This is a genomic window from Tessaracoccus zhenghani, from assembly GCF_054552775.1.
Genome location: NZ_CM137275.1, coordinates 97,364 through 116,256, shown reverse-complemented (window position 1 = coordinate 116,256; position 18,893 = coordinate 97,364). Strand labels below are relative to the sequence as shown.

Sequence of the window (18,893 nt, the reverse complement as noted above, 5' to 3'; positions counted from 1 at the left end):
AAGTCAGCTTAGTCGGGCTGCCCGGCCGGGACGAGGGCGAGCACCTCGTCGCGCAGGGCTTCCATCGTGGCCTGGTTGCGGGCCTCCACGTTCAGCCGCAGGAGCGGCTCGGTGTTGCTGGGGCGCAGGTTGATCCACCAGCCCTCCGTAGGGTTGCGGACGCTCAGCCCGTCGAGCCGGTCCGCCTCTCCCCTGCCCTCGAACGCGGCGGCGACCGCGTCCATGCAGGCCTCCGCGTCGTCGACGGTGGAGTTGAGTTCGCCGGAGCGGCGGTAGGAGTCGTAGACGGCGGCCAACTGCGAGAGCGGCCTGTCCGCGGAGCGGAGCAGTTCGATCACGTGCAGCGCTGCGAGCATGCCGGTGTCGGCCGACCAGAAGTCGCGGAAGTAGTAGTGCGCGGAGTGTTCCCCGCCGAAGACGGCGCCGGTCTCGGCCATCAGCGCCTTGACGTAGGTGTGGCCCACGCGCGACTGCCGGATGGTGCCGCCGGCCGCCCCCACGGCCTCGCCGACGCCCCAGGAGGTGATGGTGTTGGTCACGATGGTGGAACCGGGGTGCTTCGCCAGTTCCGCCACCGCGATCATGGCGGTGATGACCGAGGGGTCCACCACCTCGCCCTGCTCGTCGATGATGAAGCAGCGGTCGGCGTCGCCGTCGAAGACCAGACCGAGGTCGGCGTCGTTGTCGACGACGGCGCGCTGCGCGTCGACGAGGTTCGCGGGCTCCAAGGGGTTGGCAGGATGGTTCGGGAACGAGCCGTCCAGGTCGAGGTAGAGGCCGACGATGTCGAGGGATCGCCCGGCCAGCGCGGTCAGCGCGGTGTGACCGGCCATGCCGTTGCCTGCGTCGACAACGACGGTGAGCTCGCGCTCCCCCGTGGCCGGGACCAGATCGCCGAGCTTGTCCGCGTAGTCCTCCAGGCAGTCGAGTTCGCGGACCTCGCCCCGCACCTCGTCGCCGAGTTCGACGGTGGCGGCCAGGTCACGCAGCCGGTTCATGAAATCCGGCGGCACGGGCCTGGCGTCCGCCAGACAGAACTTGATGCCGTTGTATTCGGACGGGTTGTGGCTGGCGGTGAACTGCACGCCGGGCAGCCTCAGCTGGCCCGACGCGAACCACAGCTGGTCCGTCGAGCTGAGGCCGATGTCCACCACGGAGGCGCCGGCGCGGCGCGCCCCGTCGATGAAGGCCCAGGACAGTTCGCGGCCGAGCACCCGCATGTCGCGGCCGAGCACGAATTCCTCCGGCTCGAGCAACTCGACGAAGGCGGCGCCCAGCGCCCGGGCCCCGTCAAGGTCCCACTGCGGGTTGTCGCCGACGACGATGCCGCGGATGTCGTTGGCCTTGAAGATGTCTCGCTCAAGCACCTGCTCAGGGTAGCGAACCTGGTCACTCACCCGTCGGGACGAGCCGCAGGTGGCCGCCACGGGCCGGATCGGGCGCAGCGGCGATGACGGGGATGACCACGCTCGTCAGCGGCGGCGCGACGTCGTCATTCCGTAGGCCGATGGCCCGCACCGCATCCGCCAGCGCCATGAGGTCGTCGGACGTCTCCTGCGTGGGGGCGGGGGCGGTGCCGTTGAGCGGCAGCCGGATCATCTCCCAGCCGTTCGGCGGGCTGGTGCGCTCCGCATGGCGCTGGCACAGGTCGTAGATCCCCGGCTCCGGCGTCAGCGACAGGGGCCCCAGGACCGCCGTGGAGTCTGCATAGACGTACGTCATCGTCGCCACCGCCGGGGCGGCACACGCGGTACGGGAACAGGAACGCACCCGAGCAAGGTATCTCACCCGCTACTAGAGTGGCGACATGCCACGCAGAAGAGACCGACATGACCGCGGAATGCGGGGCCCGTTGGCCACGCCCAACCCGCTGTCGGGCAAGCCGGTGCCCCTCGGCCGGCCCACGCGCGTGGACTACTTCAACGAATGCGTCACCAACGCGATGGTCGACATCGCCGGTGCCTGCCCGGATGCGCTGAACGGGATCATCGTCGGGGTCGAGGAGGTTCCCCACCTGCGTGGCGGTTGGACGGGAGACCGCGTGCCGCTGTCCGCGGCGGTGGAACCGAGCAGGGGCCGGAAGGCCCAGATCGTGATCTTCGAGCGTCCGCTCGAGCACCGCGCCTCGTCGCGCGGGGAATTGCGCCGCCTGGTGCACCGCACCATCGTCGAGCAGTTGAGCACGCTCACCGGCCGGAGCATCGAAGACCTGGGGGGCGACGAGAACTGGGACGACTGGGACTGACGCCCTCCGGACGGCGGGTCACCTCAGGTGGGCGTCCAGCTCCGCCCTGCCGGTCGAGCGTGGCTCATCGGCCACACCACCCAGCGGCACGATGATGGTGCCCGTCGCTTCGGACGTGGCGGCCGAGGCGATCACAGGGTCGTCCGCCGTCACTGTGATGAGCTGCTGGGCCGCCAGGGGGAGGACGTGCACGACGGTGGACCCGGGCGACACCGTCAGCGTGAACCCTTCCCCGGCAGACACCTTCACCTCGACCGGGTCGGTCCCCGGGTTCGTGATCTGGAGGGCGCCACCCATCGTGGTGGCCGCCAGCTCCGGTGCGGCCTCCACGTCGACCAGGGTGGCGGGGCTCCCCGTCGGGCCGCTCACCACCACCCCTGCGGCCACCTCCTGGGTGGATTCGACGCGGATGGCGCTCGCCTCGCCGCCGAGCGACTCCGCGATGGGAACCACGACGCTCGACATGGGCTCGACGCTCAGGTCTGCGGTGGCGGCGAGTTCGTAGGACGACGTGGCGCCCAGCGCGGTCACGGTGATGTCGGCGCGTTCCTCGCGCGGGTTGCTGATCACCAGTTGCACGTCTGACGCGCCGGGGGGCACGCCCCCGATGAGGTGCTCCAGGGCGGGGCGCGTGGGCGCCACGTATCGGGCGGCGCGTCCCTCGACGTTGACCGCAGCCATGGCCACGCGCCCCTCGCTGGCCCGGAACGACACGCCCACCGGCCCCTCCGGGGACAGCACGGACAGCGCGATCCTGCGGGACACACCCGGGGCCACCGCGATGCCGCGGGCACCGATGGCGGCCACCTCACCGTCCGGGCCGAGCAGGGTGAGGTCCACGATGGCCTCGTTCGCGTCGCTGTTGGTGATCAGCAGTTCGGCGTCGCCCGGCTCCGTGACCACGATGGTGCCGGACGTCGCCGCGGGCGCACAGGGCGCGAACGTGCGGGCCGGCCCGGCCGCGTAGATGCCCGCGACCGCCAGGGCATCGGCGCCGATCACGAACGGCCCGTCCACCCCGGCGAACAGGCCCGAGCCGGTGCCGGAGAAGACCTGGTCGCCGGACTCCGTGGCCCTGGCGGTCATCGTCCCAGCCGAATAGGCCAGCGCGTCGCCCGACTGCAGGCAGGTCATCCGCGTGGTGCGGGGCAGGTCCACCGTCGCGGAGGCCGGCACCCGGGCCGGGGTCAGGAGCGACAGTCCCACAGCGAGGCCACCGATGACCAGGAACGCCACGAGGGTCACGAGTATCCGTCTGATCATTCCTGCCCCCTCCGGGCCGCCGTGGCGGCCCCCAGGGTGGGCGCCGCGAGCAGCGCGAGGCCCAGCATCACCAGGAGGTGCAGCACGAACCTGCCGTCGCGCGGCGCAGGCTCGACGACGAGTTCGCCCGCCTCGGCACCCGCGTCGAACGTGAGCATCTCGGTGTCCAGGGCCGCCCAGGAGAACCCGCTGGTGCGCTCAAGGTCGCGGCCGTTGAGCGTGGCCACCCAGTCTGACTCTGCCGGCTCTGCGACGACCAGGTAGCGCCCGTCGTCACCCTCGGGAAGGTGCTCGTCGGTCACGGGTACGGGTTCCGGGTCCTCCGCTGCGTACGTCACACGCGAGACCAGCCCGCTGACCGTCCAGACGACGGATCGATCGTCCGCGGCGGCGCCCACCAGACCCTCCAGATTGTCCATGGCGGCCCGCTGGTCGTCGTCGAAGCCGCGCAGCCACACGTGGGACACGCCCATGAGCCGCAGACGCTCAGCCAGGTCGTCCGGCACGGAACCGCTCGCGATGGCGTGCACCAGCGTGGTGAACTGGCCGGCGAAGGACCCCGCCGGATTGCGCTCCGCCGAACCCCAGCGGGGCTGGCGCGCATCCACGACGTTCCAGTCGACGGTGCCGTCCGGAGACAGCTCGACGGCCAGGGCCCTGGTGTCACGCGGGGAGTTGATCACGTCGCGGACATAGCCCGGCAGCACGCTGGTGGCGGAACGGACAGGGCCGGCGAAGCCCACCCAGCCCCAGGCGCCGAAGGCCAGCAGGGCGGCCAGGACCAGCGCCAGCAGCGCCGCGCGCCGTTTCCGGCCCGCGTCCCGTTCGGCGAACACGACGGGTGCCAGCAGCGCCGCCACCACGAGCAGCGCCCACGGCGACAGCAGCGCGCGGGCCGTGCCGCCGTCGACCTCGAGCGTGAGCCGAGACAGGAGCGTGCCCAGCACCAGGGGCGCCGCGATGCCCACCAGCGTCCAGAGCCACTGGCGGTACCTGAGCCCGGCGACGGCGAACAGCGCCACGACGCCCAGCACAGCGAAGAAGGCCACGTTGGCCCAGACGGGTAGGCCCGAGGGGAGGATGCGACCCACGACCAACGCGTACGAGGCGGGCGGGAAGTCCGGCCAGGCGAGCGGGTCCACCCCCGTCAGCAGGCGCCCCGGGTAGCGCGCGAGGGTGGGCAGCCAGGGCGCGAGGAAGATCCAGGCGGGAAGCACCCCCACCACCACGTCGACGACGCGGTGCCGGTGCCGCGCGCCCCAGGCGACGCCCGCGATGGTCACGAAGAGGAGAGCGGCAGGCCACACCGAGGCCACCACGATGAGCCAGAAGCCGGCGCCGGCAGGCGCGCGGAGCCGTTCGGCACCGCTGGCCTCGCTGCGCACGACGGCGAGCACCGCCCGGGCCAGCAAGGGCCCGGCCACCGAGAGCACCATGCCGCTGACGTCGCCGGCCGTCACCAGCCCCAATAGAATGGTGGCGCCGGCCCAGACCGCGCTCACCGCGGCAGCGGGCCCCGCGGCGAGCCCCACCCGCCGCAGCAACGCGAGGGCGGCCAACCCGGCCAGCAGCGGTGTCAACAGCACGGCGAGGAAGGCGAACCAGCCGGGGCTGCCGAGCCCGCCCAGAGACGCGAAAGCGGCCAGGCCCAACCAGGGGGCCTCGCCCGTGAGGTAGGCCTGCCAGGCGGCGCCGAGGGACGACGGCGCCGGCAGCATGCCGCCGCCCGAGACAGGGCCTGCACCCAGCAGGGTGCGCCCGGCGATGAACGCGGCGATGAGAAGGACGACGACCAGGGCGGTCACCGGCGAGAAGACCCTGCGGCGGATCTGCCCGCCGGCGAAGTCATCGCCGGTGAGTTCGTCGATCGAGGTGTCCGCCGAGACGTCGGTGAGGTTGCGGTAGCGCTCGGAGAGTCCGTGGCCCACCTTGTCCGCCGCGTTGCGCACCGGCCACCAGCGGTTGGGCAGCAAGTCTGAGGGCGTCATGTCCTCGGTGGGGAAACGGTCCTTCAGCGACCGGGTGAGGGACGAGCTGCGCTGGTACCTGCCCAGCGCGCGCATCTCCGCAGCGGCGAACGACGGCGACTTGCCCAGCAGGAAGCCCAACGCCCGGAACACCGAGGCTGCGGCCAGCCCGAAGCCCGAGGCCCCGCGGGCGCCCGCGATGCGTAGCGCCGCCAGCCTGTCGTCGAGGTGGGGGTGTTGTTTCGAGGGCCGCTCCCCCGTGTGCCCCACCCGCCGGTGGTGCAGCGAGGCCGCGGGCCACGTCAGCACGCGGAAACCAAGCGCGTTGGCGCGCCAGCCGAAGTCGACGCCGTCGCGGTGCCGCTCCACCTCCGGGGCGAGACCACCCACCTCGCGCCAAGTGCCGCCGCGGATCAGCAGGCCCGCGGTGGAGGCGCCCAGCACGTCGCGCGGCTCGGTCTGCCCCTGATCGACGTCGCCGGCCTCCACCATGGGGACCCGGAGCCCGCCCGGTGTGATGGCCTGGCCCACCTCGGAGAGGGTCTCGGGATAGTTGCGGCGCTTGGGCTGCAGGAGTTTGGGCACCACGACGTCGGCCTGGCGGGCGCCCTCCAACAGATGCGCCAGCGCGTCCCGGTGGGGTGCTGAGTCGTCGTGGAGGAGCCAGATCCATTCCGGCTCGGTGTCCGCGAGCGCCGCATGGACCGCGCCACCGAACGTGGTGGTGGCGTCGGCGCGGAGGAAGTCGTCGATGACGCCCTCGTCCAGGGCCCGCGCAACCAGTTCTGGAGTCTCGTCAGTTGAGCCGGTGTCGACGACGACGATCCGGCCGGGTCGGGTGCTCAGCATCGCGACGGACAGCAACTGCCGGGGTAGCCATTCAGCTGCGTTGTGGGTCACCATGACGGCGACCACAGAAGAAGGATCGACCTCGGGGACGTCAGCGACGGGGTCTTCGTGCTCGATCCACGACCAGAGGTCGTCGTCGATCACCCCGCGCTGCGGTTCCTCGGTCACGAGGCGCTCAGCCGGCAGCGCGCTTGAGCTTGCGGCGCTCCCGCTCAGAAAGCCCGCCCCAGATGCCGAAACGCTCGTCGTGTGCGAGGGCGTATTCAAGGCATTCGGTGCGCACTGTGCAACTCAGGCAGACCCGTTTCGCATCACGGGTCGACCCACCCTTCTCAGGGAAGAAGGCTTCCGGATCGGTTTGGGCACACAGCGCTTCAGCCTGCCATGCAAAAGTCCCCTCATCAGCGAAGAGCTCCCATGTCTCGTCCATGTACCCCTCCTTTCTTGCCTTGAATTACACACGAGTGATTTTGATCGGTCAAGCGGAAGGCGGATATCCGTCGAAACTATTCACGCATTGCGGTTGCTCACCCTGTAAGGCGGACGGATCAGGGTGCCGTTGGGATCCTCTTCGTCGGCGCGGGGCCAGGGAGTGGTCGACGTCGTCCATGTCCCGGGTGAGTGCTGCGGCTGCTGTTCCGACGGCGTCTGGGGCGACCCGGCCGGTTCCCGCTTGGGGTTGATCACCGTCGAGTGGGCCTCTGGAGTGGCCGCTGCAGGGGGCGGGAGTTGGACTCGAGCCTGCCGTTCCTGGGGCGACGACGACGCCGCCATGGCAGACACCCGGACCACCGTGGTCGCCCCCCAGACGACGACACCGAGGCTCACCGCGAGCGCCGTCACGGACAGCGGCCAGAGGAGGAAGCTGCGCCCCGACTCACCGACGGGGAGGAGGACCAGCCCGACGAGCAGCAGCGCGCTGACGTGAACCACCGCGGAAGCCACCAGGACGACCGCGAGGAGACGCCTCACGAACCGGGTGTCTCGCATGGTTCCTCCAGACGGCTGCGGACGGGTTAGGCGTATTCTGCCCCAACACGGGTTCGCACCAGCTCGACGAGTTCACGGATCCGCTCGGAATCTTCGAGGCCGGCCACCAACGTGGCAGTCTCCGTGGCCACCACGAGACAGTTCTTCAGGCCCAGCGCGGCCACCACATGGTCCGGCCCAGCGGCGTTGACCAGCACCGAGCCCGACGAATCCAGGGTCACCGTCCGGCCGTCGACGGCGTTGCCGTGCTCGTCGCGGGTGAACAACTCCGCGAGCGACAGGAAACCACCCACGTCGTTCCACTGGATGTGCAGCCCGACGCTGACCACCTCGGCGTCGGTCTTGCCCACGGAGGCGGGCTCCATCACCGCGTAGTCCACGGAGATCTTCTGGAGGGTCGGGAACAGCTCATCCAGGCGCTCGGGATGCGCCACGATCTCGCGCACGGTCCGGGCCGTGTTCGGCAGCAGCTGGTCCAGTTGGCTGAGCAAGGTGTTGGCCCGCCAGACGAACATGCCGGCGTTCCACCAGTACTCCCCCGAGTTCACGTAGGCGACGGCGACGTCCCGGCTGGGCTTCTCCTTGAACTCCGCGACGCGGTGGACTCCGCTGAAGCCCTCGAGTTCGTCGGCGCGGTGCAGGTAGCCGTAGCCGGTGTGCGGCGACGTGGGTACGACGCCGAGGGTGACCAGCGCGTTGGGGCGGGCCTCCGCCACGTCGAAGGCCAGCGACAGCGACCGTTGGAACTCGTCGACGGGTTCGATGATCTGGTCAGCCGTCACCATGGCGACCACCCCGTCGGGATCACGGTCCGCGACGACGGCCGCGGACCAGGCCACCGCGTTGAGGGAGTCGCGGCCCTCAGGCTCCCCCAGGATGTTGCCGGGCGCCAGTTCAGGAAGCTGTCGTGCCACGTCGTCGGCGTAGCTGCGGCCCGTGCAGACCAAGATGCGGCTCTCGTCGACGAGGCCGTCCAGTCGCTCAAAGGCCAGCCGGAGCAGGGACTTCCCGCCCACCATCTCCAGCAACTGCTTGGGCCTGCCCTTGCGCGAGAGCGGCCACAGGCGCGTGCCGGATCCACCGGCCATGATGACGACGTAACGCATGGCAAGACCCTAGCCGTCTAGGCTTCACCCATGCTCGTTTCCGCCCTCCAGAAGCGCGTCGCCCGGCAGGGCGCGCAACCGCTGATCACCTACTACGACGGCGCGGAAGGCTCGCGCATCGAACTGTCTGCGGTCACGTTCGCCAACTGGGTGGACAAGACCGCCAACCTCATTGCGGACCTCGGGCACGAGGACGGCGAGCCCATCGATGTCGCGCTGGCCTCGTCGCATCCCGGCCACTGGGTGACGATGGTGTGGATCGCCGCCGCCTGGCAGCGGGGCTGCCCCGTCAACAGCGATGCGGCGGGGGCGGACTTCCTGGTGGTGGGCCCCGGCGATGACCGCCGGGCGGACATCACGGTGGCCTGCTCGCTGCATCCGTTGGGCCTGGGGTTCAGCACCCCGCCCGTGGATGCCGTCGACTACCGCGAGGTGTTCGGGCAGCCGGACCTCCATGACGTCGCCCTCGACGGTGAGGCCTACCTATGGGACGGCGCCGTCGCTCCGGAAGTGGGCGCGAGCGACGGGCGCGTGCTGCTGCGTGACCCGGCGCCGGGGTGGGAGACGGTGGCGCGGGCGCTGGTTGCGCCGGTGCTGGGCACCGGCTCAACCGTCGTGGCCGTCAACACCTCAGACGACGAAGCCGCCCGGATCGGTGCTGACGAGCGCGTCACTCACTGAATGTCTTCGGCGCCCTCTGCCGGGTCCTGATCGTGGACGCGGTTGTCAGGATGGGTTTCGCCTTCGTTCTTTGCGCCTTCGGATGCCTCCTGGGCGTGGACGCGATCATCGTCATCGTGCTGATGATCCACGTTCGACGGATCTGCCTGGTTCTGTGACATGGCTGCCTCCTGGTTGTCGACCACCGCGAGCGCGGCGCCTCCACCCAGTGTGGCAAGCATCTGGCGCACATTGGAGAGTTGCGCCGTAATCGAATCGCGACGCTGGGTCAGCGCCGACAGTTCGCGGTCCGAGTCGCGGCGGATCCGGTCTGCCTGCGTACGGGCCTCCCCGATCAGCTCGTCGGCCTCGGCCTGCGCCTTGGTGCGGATGGATTCGGCCTGCGTGTTGGCGTCGGCGATCACGCGCAGCGCGTCGTTCTCGGCGCCGCGCAGGTTCTCCTCGGCGGCCCTGAGCTGCTCCTCACGCTGACCCATGGCCAGGTTGAAGTCTGCGGTGGCGGCGTTGCGGCGTTCGGACAGGGTGCGCTCGAAGTCGGCAGCGGCCTGCGCGGCGCGTGCCTGCTGGGACTCGTAGACGGCTTCGGCCTCTTCGCGGCGGGCCGCGGCCTCGCGGTCCGCGTTGTCGAGGATTTCGTCGGCCCGGCGCTGTGCGCCGGTGAGCTTCGCCTCGGCGTCGGCGTCTGCGGAGCTGCGGGTGTCGACCGCGTACCGGTCTGCCTCTGTCAGCGCGGCCTGGGCCTTCTTCTGCGCGTCCTCGACGAGCTGGTTGGCCTTTTCCTTCGCCGCGCGCTTCATCTCCTCAGCCTCTTCCTCGGCCAGGGTGAGGATGCGACCCACGCGCTCCCCGAGGTCCGTGAACGCCGGGCGCGACACCATGGAGGCGGCGCGGGACTGTTCCTCGGAGCGGCTCTTGGCTGCGGCCAGTTCCTGGGCCAGCTGCTCGCGCTCGGCGGCAGCCTCCTTGAGGCGGATGGTGAACTCACCCAGTTCTGCGCGGGCGGAATCCAGCGCCTGTTGCAGCGTGGCGATCTCGGCGTCGACCTGGGCCGGCTCGTAGCCACGAAGCACGGTGCGGAAAGTGGAGCTCATGAATGTTCCTCGTCTTGAGTGGTGGTACCTGGCACTGACAGCGCTTCGATCACGCCGGAGAGCGAATTGAGTTGCAGGGTGATGTCGTCGCGGCGCTTCGTCAGCCCCGCGACCTCCTGCCGCGCACTGGCCAGCATCTCGCGGGCCTGCGTGCGGATGGTCTCGGCCTCGACCCGCGCGTCGGACAGGAGGCGGACGGCCTCCTCGCGGGTGGCGCGGGTGCGTTCGTAGGACGCCTTCTGGGTGCGCTCGAGCTCTGCCGTGAGCTGCTCGCGGAGCATCTCCGAGCTGGCTTCGGCCTCCGTCATGCGCTGGTCTGCCCGTTGCACGATCGCCTCAGCTTCGCGCTTCGCCCGATCCACGGTGTCCGCAGCCTGCTGGTCCGCCTCCGCCCGGGTGCGCTGGGCGTGCTGCACTGCGGCGGCGAGTTCGGCGTCGGCCCTGCCGCGGGTGTCGTGCGCCTCCACGTCTGCCGCGCGCAACCGCTGCCGGGCCGCGTCCACGGAGCGCTGGGTGGTGGCCGACAGCTTGGCTCTCAGCTCCGCCATGCGGCGGGCCTGGTCGAGGTGCGCCTGCTGCTTGCGGCGCGCCACGTCCACGCGCGCGCCGTCGAGCAGCGCCGCGACAGTGGTCTGGGCCCACTCCATCTGGCTGGAGGCCTCCGCGAGTTGCGCGTCGGCCTGCCGCTGCGCCTCGGACGTCACCCGGGCCACCTGGTCCGTCGTCTCCTCGCGCAGGTGCGTCATCTCCCGCTCCACGGCTTCACGCTCGGCGGCGAGCCGCGCTGCGGCCTCGTCCTCGAGTCGCTGCATCTCCTCCCGGCGGGCGGCCAGTTCCAGGTCCGCTTCGGCCTGTTCCCTGGCGATGCGCTCGTCGTGCGCTGCGCGCTGGGCCGCGAGTTCGTCGTCGACGAGGGCGCGGGCGGCGTGCCCCTCGACCTCGACCTTCTCGCGCCAGGCCGACACCTCCGCCCTGATGCGTGCGGCCTCCGCGGTTGCGTCCTCGAGCTGGCGCGCAGCCCGGTTCTGGGCTTCGGCGACGATGCGCTCCGCATCGGCACGCGCTTCAGCGACGACCTCGTCGGCACCTTCCTGGGCACGTCCGCTGATGGCGCCGGCCTGTGCGATGGCGTCTGACAGCGTGCGCTGTGCGTCGGCCTTGGCCTCCTCCAGCCGACGACGGGCGAAGGCGACCTCGCCCGCCAGCTCATCGCGCTGCTGGGCGAGTTCGACGGTTTCGGTGCGGATGCGGTCTGCCTCTGACTGGGCCTCTTCGCGCAGCCTGTCTGCCAGCCGTTGGGCCTGCAGGAGCACTTCGGTGGCTGCCCGGGAATCCGTCCCGCGCGATGCGGGCTCCGGCGTCTGCCAACTCATGGGGTCCATCTTGGCACGTTCCTGCGGGGCACTCATCTCGGGTTGTCAACGCGATCCGGCAGACCACGGACGAAGCCCGCGCCCCACGCCACGTGCATGATCGCGAGGACGAGCGGCAGGCGGGTGCGGGCCCTCGCCGTGGTCTCCATCGTGGCGGTGGCCACCATGAGGAACGACAGGTAGACCAGCGGCGCCACCAGGAGCGCAGTGAGCAGCCGGTTGCGCAGCACGATGCCGAGCAGACCCCCGAGCAGGCCGCCGCCCATGCCGAGCACCGCGAACGGCGGGGCCAGGTAGCGCAGCGAGGCAGTCTCCGGATGGCGGCGGATCACTTCGCGGCGCCACTGGCCGGTGGTGAAGAACTGCTTGGCGAGCGCCTTGTAGCTGTTGCGGGGGCGGTAGACGACGCGCAGGTCCGGGGAGAAGTAGACGAGGTGGCCCGCGGTGCGGAGCCGGTAGTTCAGCTCCCAGTCCTGAGCGCGGTGGAGCGTCTCGTCGAAACCGCCGATCTCCTCCAGCACGTCGCGGCGGAACACGCCGAGGAACACGGTGTCGGCCGGCCCGGGCGGAGTGTCGGCGAGGTGGAACCCACCGCCACCGAGGCCCAGGCGGGAGTTGTACGCGGCGGCGATGGCCTCGGAGAGGGCGGAGGTGCCCTGGGCGTCCATGAGGCCGCCCACGTTGGCGGCGCCCGTCTCCTCGAGCAGGCGCACCGCGGTGGCGATGTAGCCGGGGCTCAGTTCACCGTGCCCGTCGACGCGCACGATGACGGGGTGCCGTGCCGCGTGGATGGCGATGTTGAGCCCGACGGGGGTGTAACCCTCCGGGTTGTCCAGCACCCGGATGCGCGGGTCAGCGGCCGCCAGGTCGTCGGCGATCTCCCTGGTGCGGTCTGTGCTGGGAGCCACTGCCAGCAGGATCTCCAGTTCACCGGGATAGCCCTGGCTGAGGACCCGCTCGACGGCCGCCTCGAGGTGTGATTCCTCATTGCGGATCGGCATCACGACGCTGACGCTCTGCTGCACGCTGCGGACTCCCTTCTCCGGGGGCCACTTTAGTGGGCGTGGCTCACGGAACCGAGCAGACCAGCTCAAGGTCGCCAGCGGCACTGACCGGTTCGTCCTCCTCGCTCTCCGCTTCCGCGGCGGCGACCTCCACCGGGGCGGGATCCGCACTCTCGGTGGCCGGTTCGGCGGTGTCGGCGGCCGGCGCCTCGGAGGACGCCTCCGGAGACACCGCAACAGGGACGGCCTGCGTGGTGGCGGCGTCCGGGGACGCTGCCGGGGCAGGCGACCCCGTCGCCTCGTCGAGCGCTTCGGACGCTTGGATCTTGTCGCGGACGGTGCTGCGGATCAGGTCGAAATCCGGGTCCCCCGTGACGATCAGCGGGGGCGTGAAGTTGACCGAGACGATGCTGAGTTCCTTGGCCTGCAGGGCCAACTCGGCCAGGCGGGTGATCTCGCCCGTGCCGACGTCGGTGCGCAGCACGTCGCCGCCCGCCTTGGACAGTTCGACGAACTTCGTGGCCACCGTCATGGGGTCCAGCTGGTTCGCCATCGCCGACATCACGCACTTCTGGCGCACCATGCGCTCGTAGTCGCTGCTCTCCGCCCGGGAGCGGGCGAACCAGAGCGCCTGGTAGCCGTCGAGCCGGACGTCGTCGCCGGGCTCGATGTAGCCGTGGATGTTGCTGCCACCGCCGCCCATCGGGATGGGCTTGGCGATGTTGAGCCGGATGCCGCCCATGGCGTTGATGAGGTTCTGGAAACCGGCCATGTCGATCATCGCGAAGTAGTTCAGGTCGAGGCCGAGTGTCTCGCTGATGGCCTCCTTCATCGCCTGGAGGCCCGGGTCCGCCTCACCGGGGTAGAGATCGGCGTGCTGCTCACCCAGGGTGTAGACCCCGTTGAGCAGACAGGCGTTGTCGGGGCAGACGTAGCCCTCGGAGTAGAGGGCCCGCAGCGGGGAGGATTCCGGGAAGCGCACTTTCTGCAGGTTGCGCGGCAGCCCGAACAGGACGGTGCGCCCGGTCTCCGCGTCCACGGAGGCCACATTGATCGAATCCGGCCGCAGGCCGTCGCGGCCCTCCGCCGCGTCGACCCCCAGCAACAGCACGTTGTAGCGGCCGGCCTTCTCGTCGGTGTCGCCGCCGCCCTGCAGCACGACGCCGACGTTCCCAGCGGCCTGGAAGCCGCTGGCGGCGACGGTGGTGATGCCGCCCACGCCCAGCGAGAGCGCCAGGGTGGTGACGGTGAGGGTCAGCCGGGTGCGCTGCCCGAGGCGTAGCGGCGCGGCGAGCCGCCACGCGTCCACCAGGAGCAACACCCAGCCGGCGAAGAGGATCCAGAGGGCCACGCGCACGACGGCCGTCGCTGCGGGGTTGAGCAGCAGCCCGACGGTGGGGCCACGGAAGAGGAGCAGGCCCAGCACCATCAGCAGCAGCAGGGCCAGGGCGGCGCTGTAGACGCGGCCGGCGATGCGACCCACCGCGCGGTTGCCGGCGAACCACTGCACCGAGCCAGGGAACAATGCGGACATCAGGACGAAGCCGAAGGCGCGGCGGGCCTGCACGCTCTTGGCGGCTGCGGTCTTGGTGGACGGCACTGGTGATCTCCTCGGGGAAGGCTGATTTCCATCCTCACCCGCAGGTTCCCCTCAACCCGGTAGCGCCACGCCGCGATGCCGTCGTTGGCGCACTAATGGGTACCCTTGGGCACGCTGAAAGGGGATGGCGAGTGCCACGAGGAGACGACGACATGAACTGGCTCTACCGGGACGAGAAGGACGAGGAGACCTCCGTGCTCCGTCCTGACGAGGTGGAGAGCATGCGCCGCAACGATGCCCGTCGCGAGCGCGGCGCGGGCTATCCGCAGGGCACCGCCCGGCCGCAGCCGGCCACCAAGGCCGGCCCGCCGTCGCAACCGCCCACAGCTCCGCCCACAGCTCCCCCGGCCGGCAGGGCCAGGCAGCGCCGTGATTTCCGGCCACTCCGTCTCCTGGGCTTCGCTCTCATCCTGTGGCTGGCCTTCCTGATCGGCACCCCGCTCTATGCCTGGACGGCCGGCACCACGGTGGACACGGCGGCGGCCGGCGAACGCCCCGCGGAGCAGCCGGGCAGCACCATCCTCCTGGTGGGCTCCGACGCCCGCGATGACCTGAGCGCCGAGGACCGGTCGAGGCTGCGCACCGGCACCACCGACGGTCGCCGAACGGACACCATGATGCTGCTGCACACCCCCGCCGAGGGTGAGCCGGTGCTGCTGAGCCTCCCGCGCGACTCCATCGTCCAGATCCCCGGCCGCCAGAAGAACAAGCTCAACGCCGCCTACGCCTTCGGCGGCGCTCCCCTTCTCATCGAGACCATCGAGCTGAACACCGGCGTGCGCATCGACGGTTACCTCGAGGTGGGCATGTTGGGCGTCGTGGACGTGGTGGACGCGGTCGGGGGGATCGAGGTGTGCCCGAAGTTCGACATCGACGACGAGGACGCCCACATCACGCTGTCGAAGGGGTGCCAGACGGTCGACGGCGTCACCGCGCTGGGCTACGTGCGGATGCGCAAGGCGGACCCGAACGGCGACTTCGGCCGGGTCGAGCGTCAGCGCGAGACCATCGGCGCCATCATGAAGAAGGTCGCCAACCCCCTCACCGTGCTCAATCCGGTGCGGTACTGGAAGGTCAACATGGCGGCCTCGAAGTCGCTCGCGCGCGGCGAGGACACCGGCCTGGGATCCATGGCGCAGGTGGGAACGGGCTTCTTCAGTGTGATGACCGGTTCCGGGCTCAGCCTGACCGTCCCCGGCAGCGTGGCGAACACCAGCGTCGGCTCCTCCGTCATCTGGGACGAAACAGCTGCTGACGAGATCTTCGGGGCGATGGCTGTCGGCAATACGGCCGACTTGGAGAAGTACCGGCAGTAGCGGTCACTGGTCTGCGGTGGACCTATCCTCGAAGCACACCCCCTCGACTGCGCGCAGGAGAACACCGTGACCCAGAACCCACCGCCCGGCTGGCAGCAGAACGGCCCACAGCCTCCGCAGCCGCAGTGGGGTCCCGCCCCGCAACAGCCGCCACAGCAGGGTCCGCAGGGTCCGCCCCGGCCTCCGTCCTTCCAGCAGCCCCGCCTGCAGCAGCCGGCGCCGTGGGGCACTCCTCCGCCGCAGCAGGGGCAGTGGGGCACGCCCTCACCACCGCAGGGCCAGTGGGGCACTCCCCCGCAACAGGGCCCGGGCCAGTACCAGCCGTACGCGGCTGCCCCGGTGAAGAAGAAGTCGAAGGCCCCCGCGATCGTCGCCGGAGCCCTCGCACTCGCGTTGGTGATCGGTGCCGTGGCCTTCGGGCTGACGTTCTTCCGGGGCGCCACGCCCGCCGCGGCCAAGGGCCTCCCCTCCACCGTGGTGATGGCCGTCGAGCTGAACCTGGCACCGGCTCCGGCAGACCAGTTGAAGCTCGCGCGCATCATCAACAAGTTCCCGGTGGGCGAGGAGATGTCGGAGACCACAGATTACAAGCGGGCGCTGTGGGATCTCATCCCGGACGATTCCGGGGACAAGCCGGCCTATGAGGAGGTCGAGCCGTGGCTGGGCGACTCCGTCGCCCTCGGGTTCCTGGGCTCGGCACCGGACAGCGCCTCGGGCTTCGGCGACCAGGTCGTGGTGGCCGTCGAGACCACCGACAAGGAGAAGGCCGAGGCGTTCGCTGCGGCTCAGGCCGCCGCCGAGAACGAGTACTTCTTCGTCGACGACGTGCTGGTGATCACCAGCGCGGACCTCGGCCTGGACGCCGCGGCGATCAGCGAGTCGTCGCTGGCGGATGACGAGGACTACAAGGCGGACATGGCCAAGCTCGGCACGGGCAGCCTGGCCACCTTCTGGGCAGGCTCCGAGGCCATGGACATGCTCATCAGCCAGAGCGGGCCCGGCCTCTACCCCATGAGTGACGTCGAGGCCCTCCGCGGCTCCCACGGTGCGGCAGGCCTCAAGGTGGACGATGATCGTGTCATCCTCGACGGGCAGTTCTCGGCGCCCAACTACCCGCAACCGGAACTCGACGACATGCGCGCCTTCGCGAGTGGACTTCCCGGAGACGTGCTCGCCGCCGTGGCGGGCGCCGGCTCCACCGAGGCCTATGAGCAGTCCTGGCGGTCCTTCGAGGCAGCCGGCCTGACCCCGGACCTCGAGTCGCTCGGCATCATGTCAGCCGCAGACCTGCAGGCCCTCCTGGGCCGCCAGATCGGCGTGACCGTCGGCACGGACGCCCAGGGCCAGCCCGTGGTGGGAGCCAAGTTCATCAGCGATGATCCTGCCCGCCAGCTCGAGCTGCTGGACAGCGTCAAGCAGGTCCTGATGCCCGAGGGGAGCTTCGAGGGGCTCACCGCCGAGCAGGACGGCGACACCGTCTACCTCGCGTACGGCCAGGGCATCGACGACATCCGCAGCCCTGCCACCACCCTGGGGGATTCCGCCGGCTTCAAGGACGTGATCCGTCAGGACGCCAGCAGCCTGAGCTTCGTGGACCTCAACGCCGTGAAGAGCATGCCGCTCTACCAGGAGATGGCGGCCAGCGAATACTCTGCCGGCATCACCCAGTGGCTCGAGCCTGTCAGTGCCCTCGGCATGGCGGTTGAAGCCGCAGACGACGGCGACAGCACCGTCCGGCTCGAGGTGGTGTTCAACTAGGAACCGCTGGCTTCGCGGACGACGGCGCCCTTCGCGTGCGCCGCGTCCCGGAGCTGGTCCTGGAAGTCGAGCATCCGCTCGAGCAGGGCATCGTCACCGACGGCGAGCATCCGCACCGCCAGCAGGCCGGCGTTGCGGGCGTTGCCGATGGCGACGGTGGCGACGGGGACCCCCGCCGGCATCTGCACGATCGAGAGCAGCGAATCCATGCCGTCGAGGTACTTCAGGGCAACCGGTACGCCGATGACCGGCAGCGGCGTCAGCGACGCGAGCATGCCCGGCAGATGCGCCGCCCCGCCCGCGCCGGCGATGATCACCTTGATGCCGCGCTCGTGCGCCTCGCGCCCGAAGCGCACCATGTCCTCCGGCATCCGGTGGGCGGACACGACATCCGCCTCGTAGGCGACGCCGAACTCGGCCAGCGCGTCGGCCGCGGCCGACATCGTGGGCCAGTCCGAATCAGATCCCATCACGATCGAGACGAGCGGCTCAGGCATCGGGGTCTCCCATCAGGTAGTGAGCGGCGTGCCGGGCGCGACGACGCACGTCGTCGAGCGAGGCGCCGAAGCAGGTGACGTGCCCCACCTTACGGCCGGGCATGACCTCCTTGCCGTAAAGGTGTACGCGCACCTCGCGGTCACGGGCGAACACGTGCTGCAGCGCTCCGGTGAGGTCATCCTCGGCGCCGCCGAGCACGTTGGTCATCACGACGACGTCTGAGCGCATGGCGGGTGAGCCGAGCGGCAGGTCGAGGGCGGCGCGGATGTGGTTCTCGAACTGGCTCGTGAGCGCCCCGTCGATGGTCCAGTGCCCGGTGTTGTGCGGCCGCATCGCCAGCTCGTTGACGACGATGCGGCCGTCGCGGGCCTCCATGAGTTCGACGGCGAGGACGCCCACGACGCCGAGATCGGTGGCGATGCGCACGGCCATCTGCTGGAGCCCCGCCGCGACCTCGTCGCTCATGCCGGGCGCGGGGGTGACGGTCTCGACGCAGATGCCCTGTTCCTGCAGTGTCTCGCTGATGGGATAGGCCACCACCTGTCCGGATGGGGAGCGCACGACGATGGCGGACAGCTCCCTGGCGAAATCGATGAACTCCTCCGCCACGATCCTGACCCGCTCCCCCGCGGACGTCTCGGGCAGGTTCGCGAACGGTTCGCCGGCATCTTCGGGTCCGTCCAGCTTCCAGACGCCCTTGCCGTCGTAGCCGCCGCGGGAGGCCTTGGCGATCACCGGCCAGCCCTGGCTGTCGCCGAACGCGATGAGGTCCTGCGGCGAGTCTGCGACGGCGAACGCGGGACAGGCGATCCCCAGCTCCGCCATCTTCTCGCGCATCTCCGCCTTGTCCTGCGCGAACCGCAGCGCGGCGGAGCCGGGCCGCACGGCGACGTGCTCGGCCAGGACGTCGAGGTGTCTGGTGGGCACGTGCTCGTGGTCGAAGGTCAGCACGTCCGCGCCGTCGACGAACTCCAGGAGGGTGTCGAGGCTGCGGTAGTCGCCGACGGTGTGGGCGGGTACCACCTGGGCCGCGGAAACGGCCGGCCCCTCGGCGAGCAGCCGCACGTCGATTCCCAGCGGAATGGCCGCCTGCTGCATCATGCGGGCCAGCTGCCCGCCTCCGGCGATGGCCAGTGAGTAGCGTCGAGTCAC

Annotated in this window: 17 protein-coding genes; 4 read left to right on the top strand and 13 right to left on the bottom strand. The window is 70.4% G+C overall.

Annotated features, from left to right (window positions below):
* Window positions 1-8 precede the first annotated feature (8 nt).
* Both ACX1DX_RS00565 and ACX1DX_RS00560 read right to left on the bottom strand, forming a co-directional pair.
* Window positions 9-1,367 carry a phosphohexomutase domain-containing protein gene (locus ACX1DX_RS00565; protein WP_459397300.1) on the bottom strand — a complete coding sequence of 453 codons (1,359 nt, stop codon included), beginning with the start codon at window positions 1,365-1,367 and terminating at the stop codon, window positions 9-11.
* 22 nt (window positions 1,368-1,389) lie between these two features.
* Window positions 1,390-1,770, bottom strand: a complete 381-nt coding sequence (locus ACX1DX_RS00560; RefSeq protein ID WP_459397299.1) for a DUF3499 domain-containing protein — start codon at window positions 1,768-1,770, stop codon at window positions 1,390-1,392.
* Window positions 1,771-1,807: 37 nt separating this feature from the next.
* Between ACX1DX_RS00560 and ACX1DX_RS00555 the strand changes: the two genes are divergently transcribed.
* Window positions 1,808-2,245, top strand: a complete 438-nt coding sequence (locus ACX1DX_RS00555) for a metallopeptidase family protein (RefSeq protein WP_459397298.1) — start codon at window positions 1,808-1,810, stop codon at window positions 2,243-2,245.
* Between the two features lie 18 nt (window positions 2,246-2,263).
* Here ACX1DX_RS00555 and ACX1DX_RS00550 read toward each other — a convergent pair whose 3' ends face one another.
* From ACX1DX_RS00550 to ACX1DX_RS00530, 5 genes are all read right to left on the bottom strand, one after another.
* Window positions 2,264-3,508 carry a DUF5719 family protein gene (locus ACX1DX_RS00550; protein ID WP_459397297.1) on the bottom strand — a complete coding sequence of 415 codons (1,245 nt, stop codon included), beginning with the start codon at window positions 3,506-3,508 and terminating at the stop codon, window positions 2,264-2,266.
* On the bottom strand, window positions 3,505-6,492 hold the full coding sequence (locus ACX1DX_RS00545; protein WP_459397296.1) for a glycosyltransferase family 2 protein: 2,988 nt from the start codon (window positions 6,490-6,492) through the stop codon (window positions 3,505-3,507). The genes ACX1DX_RS00550 and ACX1DX_RS00545 overlap by 4 nt, the downstream gene beginning before the upstream one ends.
* Window positions 6,493-6,499: 7 nt before the next feature.
* Complete coding sequence (locus ACX1DX_RS00540; protein WP_182764482.1) at window positions 6,500-6,754, bottom strand: WhiB family transcriptional regulator; 255 nt, start codon at window positions 6,752-6,754, stop codon at window positions 6,500-6,502.
* A gap of 80 nt (window positions 6,755-6,834) precedes the next feature.
* A complete protein-coding gene (locus tag ACX1DX_RS00535; protein ID WP_459397295.1) occupies window positions 6,835-7,296 on the bottom strand; it encodes a hypothetical protein in 462 nt (153 codons plus the stop codon).
* Window positions 7,297-7,340: 44 nt separating this feature from the next.
* Window positions 7,341-8,420, bottom strand: coding sequence for a mannose-1-phosphate guanylyltransferase (locus ACX1DX_RS00530; RefSeq protein ID WP_459397294.1), 1,080 nt, complete (start codon window positions 8,418-8,420; stop codon window positions 7,341-7,343).
* Window positions 8,421-8,450: 30 nt separating this feature from the next.
* On the opposite strand from ACX1DX_RS00530, the gene ACX1DX_RS00525 reads away from it, so the two are divergent.
* The gene (locus ACX1DX_RS00525) at window positions 8,451-9,101 is read left to right on the top strand and encodes a TIGR03089 family protein (RefSeq protein WP_076060307.1); all 651 of its coding nucleotides are present in this window, start codon (window positions 8,451-8,453) and stop codon (window positions 9,099-9,101) included.
* Here the strand turns inward: ACX1DX_RS00525 and ACX1DX_RS00520 are convergent.
* From ACX1DX_RS00520 to ACX1DX_RS00505, 4 genes are read right to left on the bottom strand one after another with little or no spacing between them, the layout of a single operon-like run.
* The gene (locus tag ACX1DX_RS00520) at window positions 9,095-10,192 is read right to left on the bottom strand and encodes a coiled-coil domain-containing protein (protein ID WP_459397293.1); all 1,098 of its coding nucleotides are present in this window, start codon (window positions 10,190-10,192) and stop codon (window positions 9,095-9,097) included. The two genes, ACX1DX_RS00525 and ACX1DX_RS00520, sit on opposite strands and share 7 nt — an antisense overlap.
* A complete protein-coding gene (locus ACX1DX_RS00515; RefSeq protein ID WP_459397292.1) occupies window positions 10,189-11,601 on the bottom strand; it encodes a coiled-coil domain-containing protein in 1,413 nt (470 codons plus the stop codon). Before ACX1DX_RS00515 ends, ACX1DX_RS00520 begins: the two co-directional genes overlap by 4 nt.
* Window positions 11,598-12,590 carry a glycosyltransferase family 2 protein gene (locus tag ACX1DX_RS00510; RefSeq protein ID WP_459397291.1) on the bottom strand — a complete coding sequence of 331 codons (993 nt, stop codon included), beginning with the start codon at window positions 12,588-12,590 and terminating at the stop codon, window positions 11,598-11,600. Before ACX1DX_RS00510 ends, ACX1DX_RS00515 begins: the two co-directional genes overlap by 4 nt.
* A 43-nt stretch (window positions 12,591-12,633) precedes the next feature.
* Entirely contained in the window at window positions 12,634-14,169 is a 1,536-nt protein-coding gene (locus ACX1DX_RS00505; RefSeq protein WP_459397290.1) for an LCP family protein, read from the bottom strand.
* Window positions 14,170-14,321: 152 nt separating this feature from the next.
* Between ACX1DX_RS00505 and ACX1DX_RS00500 the strand changes: the two genes are divergently transcribed.
* Both ACX1DX_RS00500 and ACX1DX_RS00495 read left to right on the top strand, forming a co-directional pair.
* A complete protein-coding gene (locus ACX1DX_RS00500; protein WP_459397289.1) occupies window positions 14,322-15,485 on the top strand; it encodes an LCP family protein in 1,164 nt (387 codons plus the stop codon).
* Window positions 15,486-15,551: 66 nt separating this feature from the next.
* The gene (locus tag ACX1DX_RS00495; protein WP_459397288.1) at window positions 15,552-17,243 is read left to right on the top strand and encodes a DUF3352 domain-containing protein; all 1,692 of its coding nucleotides are present in this window, start codon (window positions 15,552-15,554) and stop codon (window positions 17,241-17,243) included.
* Here the strand turns inward: ACX1DX_RS00495 and purE are convergent.
* The gene (gene purE / locus ACX1DX_RS00490; protein ID WP_459397287.1) at window positions 17,240-17,740 is read right to left on the bottom strand and encodes a 5-(carboxyamino)imidazole ribonucleotide mutase; all 501 of its coding nucleotides are present in this window, start codon (window positions 17,738-17,740) and stop codon (window positions 17,240-17,242) included. The genes ACX1DX_RS00495 and purE overlap by 4 nt on opposite strands.
* Complete coding sequence (locus ACX1DX_RS00485; protein WP_459397286.1) at window positions 17,733-18,893, bottom strand: 5-(carboxyamino)imidazole ribonucleotide synthase; 1,161 nt, start codon at window positions 18,891-18,893, stop codon at window positions 17,733-17,735. Before ACX1DX_RS00485 ends, purE begins: the two co-directional genes overlap by 8 nt.

What these genes read in the sequence shown, in the direction of transcription:
- ACX1DX_RS00555 (WP_459397298.1), top strand. Translation starts at nt 1,808, where the DNA reads ATGCCACGCAGAAGAGACCGACATGACCGCGGAATGCGGGGCCCGTTG.
- ACX1DX_RS00550 (WP_459397297.1), bottom strand. Translation starts at nt 3,508, where the DNA reads ATGATCAGACGGATACTCGTGACCCTCGTGGCGTTCCTGGTCATCGGT.
- ACX1DX_RS00540 (WP_182764482.1), bottom strand. Translation starts at nt 6,754, where the DNA reads ATGGACGAGACATGGGAGCTCTTCGCTGATGAGGGGACTTTTGCATGG.
- ACX1DX_RS00530 (WP_459397294.1), bottom strand. Translation starts at nt 8,420, where the DNA reads ATGCGTTACGTCGTCATCATGGCCGGTGGATCCGGCACGCGCCTGTGG.
- ACX1DX_RS00525 (WP_076060307.1), top strand. Translation starts at nt 8,451, where the DNA reads ATGCTCGTTTCCGCCCTCCAGAAGCGCGTCGCCCGGCAGGGCGCGCAA.
- ACX1DX_RS00520 (WP_459397293.1), bottom strand. Translation starts at nt 10,192, where the DNA reads ATGAGCTCCACTTTCCGCACCGTGCTTCGTGGCTACGAGCCGGCCCAG.
- ACX1DX_RS00515 (WP_459397292.1), bottom strand. Translation starts at nt 11,601, where the DNA reads ATGAGTGCCCCGCAGGAACGTGCCAAGATGGACCCCATGAGTTGGCAG.
- ACX1DX_RS00500 (WP_459397289.1), top strand. Translation starts at nt 14,322, where the DNA reads ATGAACTGGCTCTACCGGGACGAGAAGGACGAGGAGACCTCCGTGCTC.
- purE (WP_459397287.1), bottom strand. Translation starts at nt 17,740, where the DNA reads ATGCCTGAGCCGCTCGTCTCGATCGTGATGGGATCTGATTCGGACTGG.